The organism is Bradyrhizobium sp. CCBAU 11357 (genome assembly GCF_028128865.1).
Lineage (GTDB): Bacteria > Pseudomonadota > Alphaproteobacteria > Rhizobiales > Xanthobacteraceae > Bradyrhizobium.
Genome location: NZ_LBJW01000051.1, coordinates 1 through 2,584 on the forward strand (window position 1 = coordinate 1; position 2,584 = coordinate 2,584).

Sequence of the window (2,584 nt, forward strand, 5' to 3'; positions counted from 1 at the left end):
AAAATCTCATATCGGGAACTGCTCCCGCACACCCGATTAAGCAAAGCCCTCGCAAGCGGGAGAGGGAGCGCACTGTTCCTGGCGGCCACACCTCGACCTCATCTCACACCATCAGCTGATCGTCGCGCCGCCGTCGATCACCATGGTCTGGCCGGTCATGAAGTCGCCGGCCTTCGAGCCCAGGAACACGGCCGCGCCCGCGATCTCGTCGGGGATGCCGATGCGCAAGAGCGGCGAGCGCGAGGTCGAGGCTTTCAGGTTCTCCGGATTGTCCCACAGCGCCTTTGCGAAATCGGTCTTGATCAGGCCGGGCGCGATGCAGTTCACGCGGATGTTGTGCTTGCCGTATTCGCAGGCGAGGTTGCGCGCGAGCTGCATGTCGGCGGCTTTCGAGATGGCGTAGGCACCGAGGATGGTCGAGCCCTTGAGGCCGCCGATCGAGGAGACGATGATGATCGAGCCGTCCTTGCGCTCGATCATCTGCGGCACCACCATCGAGATCAGCCAGTTGTTCGCGACGATGTTGTTGTCCAGGATCTTCCTGAACTGATCGTCGGAAATGCCGGCGAGCGGGCCGTAATACGGATTCGAAGCCGCATTGCAGACCAGCACGTCGATCTTGCCGAAGGCTCGGTTGCTCTCGTCGACGAGGTTTTGCAGGTTCTCTTTCGACGAGATGTTGGCGGCGACCGCGACCGCGGTGCCTTTGCCGAATCTGTCATTGATGCCTTTCGCCACCTGCTCGCACACGTCGGCCTTGCGCGAGGAGATCACCACCTTGGCGCCGTGCTCGGCCATGCGCTCGGCGATTGCGAGCCCGATGCCACGCGTCGATCCCGTGATGACGGCGACTTTTCCCTTCATGTCGAACAAGGTCATGCTTCTCTCCCAGATTGATTTTTCGTATTCAGTGTCAGGCCAGCTTCTTGACTTCCGGTCCCGCCGGCTGATGCATTGCCGCGTGCGCGGGATCCGCGATCCACGGCTGCTGATTGACCATCGGCAGCCGCCAGAGGGTGCGCTCGGGGCTTGCGAAATGATCGAGCCGCGTCACCGACACATTGTCGATATCGAATGCGAGCCCCTGCTCCGGCCGGTCACCGAGCGCAAGACCGACCGCCGCCTTGATGGTGCCGCCATGCGCCACCGCGATAATGTCCTGCCCGGCCGCCTCTCTGTTGATCCGCTCGATGGTGCGGCGCGTGCGGTTGTAGAGGTCCATGAAGCTTTCGCCGCCGGGTGCGGGCTCGTTGATGTCGGCGAACCAGCTCGCGCCGACGGGGCGGCTGGCAATGAACTGGGCGCGGTTCATGCCCTGCCAGCGGCCGAGGTTCTGCTCGGCGAGATCCGCCTCCCACTTCATCGCTTCCGGCCTTGGAAAACCTGCGGCCCAGATCGCCTCGGCAGTTTGATGGGTTCGCACCAGATTGCTCGAATACCAGACCGCCTGGCGTGGCAGCACCTTGGCAACAGCATTGAACACGTAGATATCGCTGGTGTCGCAGGCGATGTCGCTCTGCCCGTAGATGTTGCCGCCGTCGTTGCGCACCGGCGCGTGACGGACCCACCACCACCGCGTGATGACCACCTTCGGCTTGTCTGCACCTGCCATCGAAACCCTTCCATCCCGTCTGATGTCGCTGTACGTGAGTAGCGAACGTGTCTCAAGACACTTTGCCGTTTGAAATCTTGTTTGAAATTCCGTCGCACGGCAAGCGTTGTGCGCGAGCAAAAGGGAGAAACGCATGGGCCGCCTGCAAGGCAAATCCGTCATCATCACCGGCGCCGGCAGCGGCATCGGCCGTGCGGCTGCGCTGCTGTTCACCAGGGAAGGCGGCAAGCTGATCGCGGTCGATCGCACCGAAGCTGTGAAGGAGACGGTCGAGGGGATCAAGAAGGCCGGCGGCGTCGCGGAAGCGATGGTTGCGGATGCCGGCTCCGAAAAGGACGTCATCGCAATGATCGACAAGGCCGTGAAGACGCACGGCCGGCTCGATGTCATCTGGGCCAATGCCGGCGTCTCCGGTGGACTCGTTCCGCTCGCGGAGCAGACCGTCGAGCATTGGCAGGAAGTCCTGCGCGTCAATCTGATCGGGCCGTTTCTGGCGGTGAAATACGCCATGCCGCATATGGTCAAGCAGCAGTCCGGCGCGATCGTGCTGACCGCCTCTGTCGCGGGTCTCAAGGCCGGCGCGAGCGGGCATCCCTATGCCGCGAGCAAGGCCGGCGTGATCAGCCTGGTGCAAACGACGGCCTATTCGCTCACCGGCACCGGCGTGCGCATCAATGCGGTCTGCCCCGGCCTGATCGAAACCGGCATGACCAAGCCGATCTTCGACCGCGCCAAGGAGCGCGGCACCCAAGACAAGATCGGCCAGCTCAATCCGCTCAAGCGCCCCGGCCAGCCCCACGAGCTCGCGGCGATGGGACTGTTCCTGGCGAGCGACGAGGCCTCGTATGTCAACGGGCAAGCGTTCCCGGTGGATGGCGGCTTGACGGCATCGATGCCGTATACGGGCAAGCCGGTTTAGCTCGCACTCATGTCCCGGACGCGACGCAGCGCGCAAGCGTTGCGGCGCAGAGT

Annotated in this window: 3 protein-coding genes; 1 reads left to right on the forward strand and 2 read right to left on the reverse strand. The window is 63.3% G+C overall.

From position 1 onward, the window contains the following. Nucleotides 1-111: 111 nt before the first annotated feature. Nucleotides 112-879 carry an SDR family NAD(P)-dependent oxidoreductase gene (locus XI05_RS09060; RefSeq protein ID WP_271500755.1) on the reverse strand — a complete coding sequence of 256 codons (768 nt, stop codon included), beginning with the start codon at nucleotides 877-879 and terminating at the stop codon, nucleotides 112-114. Nucleotides 880-913: 34 nt separating this feature from the next. Beyond that, nucleotides 914-1,612 carry a histidine phosphatase family protein gene (locus tag XI05_RS09065; protein ID WP_271500757.1) on the reverse strand — a complete coding sequence of 233 codons (699 nt, stop codon included), beginning with the start codon at nucleotides 1,610-1,612 and terminating at the stop codon, nucleotides 914-916. 133 nt (nucleotides 1,613-1,745) lie between these two features. Here XI05_RS09065 and XI05_RS09070 point away from each other — a divergent pair, with 133 nt between their 5' ends. Beyond that, nucleotides 1,746-2,531 carry an SDR family NAD(P)-dependent oxidoreductase gene (locus tag XI05_RS09070; RefSeq protein WP_271500760.1) on the forward strand — a complete coding sequence of 262 codons (786 nt, stop codon included), beginning with the start codon at nucleotides 1,746-1,748 and terminating at the stop codon, nucleotides 2,529-2,531. The last annotated feature ends 53 nt before the right edge of the window (nucleotides 2,532-2,584 follow it).

Bases quoted from the DNA above. Each gene is read 5' to 3' on its own strand.
- XI05_RS09070 (WP_271500760.1), top strand. From the start codon at position 1,746: ATGGGCCGCCTGCAAGGCAAATCCGTCATCATCACCGGCGCCGGCAGC.
- XI05_RS09060 (WP_271500755.1), bottom strand. From the start codon at position 879: ATGACCTTGTTCGACATGAAGGGAAAAGTCGCCGTCATCACGGGATCG.
- XI05_RS09065 (WP_271500757.1), bottom strand. From the start codon at position 1,612: ATGGCAGGTGCAGACAAGCCGAAGGTGGTCATCACGCGGTGGTGGTGG.